This is a genomic window from Vreelandella olivaria, from assembly GCF_023507745.1.
Taxonomy (GTDB): Bacteria; Pseudomonadota; Gammaproteobacteria; order Pseudomonadales; family Halomonadaceae; genus Vreelandella; species Vreelandella olivaria_A.
Map to the genome: position 1 here is coordinate 1 of NZ_JALPZO010000017.1, position 1,058 is coordinate 1,058.

Annotated in this window: 1 protein-coding gene; it reads left to right on the top strand. The window is 66.9% G+C overall.

Annotated features, from left to right (window positions below):
• Positions 1–1,058 (top strand): hemagglutinin repeat-containing protein (locus HP566_RS01470; protein ID WP_249975484.1); only part of this gene is annotated, 1,058 nt, incomplete at both ends.

A 1,058-nucleotide genomic window follows, 5' to 3' on the forward strand; every position in this document is an offset into this window, starting at 1 on the left:
ATGCTCGATGCCCTGGCGAGCGACCCGAGCACGACCCAGCGGCGCCTCGGCGACGGCTTCTACGAGCAGCGGCTGATCAACGAACAGATCATGCAACTCACCGGGCAGCGCTACCTGGAGGGATACGGAGACGACGACGCCCAGTACCGGGCCCTGATGAACGCTGGCATCACCTTCGCCGAACAGCACGACCTGCGCCCCGGCGTGGCACTGACCGCCGAGCAGATGGCGCAACTGACCAGCGATATCGTGTGGCTGGTCAAGCAGACCATGACCCTTGACGACGGCAGTACGGTCGAGGTCCTGGTGCCCCAGGTCTACGTACGGGTACGCGAAGGCGACTTCACCGGCGACGGCACCCTGATCGCCGGCAACTCCCTACAGCTGGATATCGCCGGCGACCTGCTCAACTCCGGCACCCTGGCCGGGCGCGAGGTGGTCAGCCTCACCGCCGATAATATCGCCAACCTGGGCGGTAGCATCGGCGGCAACCTGATCGATCTCGAGGCGCGCGACGACCTCACCAACCTGGAAGGCCGCATTGATGGTGGCCAGATCAACCTCACCGCCGGGCGGGACATCGCCAACCTGGGCGGCGAGATTGCCGCACGAGAATCGCTGAGTCTGGAGGCGGGTCGCGACCTGACCCTGGCCAGCACCACGGAGCGTGTGGCGGGGCTCTACGTCTCGGACGCCGCCGGCCAACTGCTCGCCAGCGCCGGGCGCGATATCACCGTGGCCGGTGCCGAGGTGAGTTCCGCCGGCAGCCTGCAACTGGCCGCCGGTCGCGATCTCGACATTGCCAGCACGCTGGACCATGAGCAGCGCTGGGGTGGTATCAGTGACCGCGTGGCACTCGACCGCAGCGCCAGTGTGTCGGCGGGCGGCGACCTGGCGCTGCTGGCGGGCCGTGACCTGACCCTGCTGGCCTCCGAGGTCAGTGCTGGCGGTAGCGGCGTGTTGAGCGCCGGTCGTGATCTGACACTCGACTCCCTGGACACTCATGACGACTTCCTCTTGGGGCGTAACACGACACGTGAGAGCCAGGAAATCGGCAT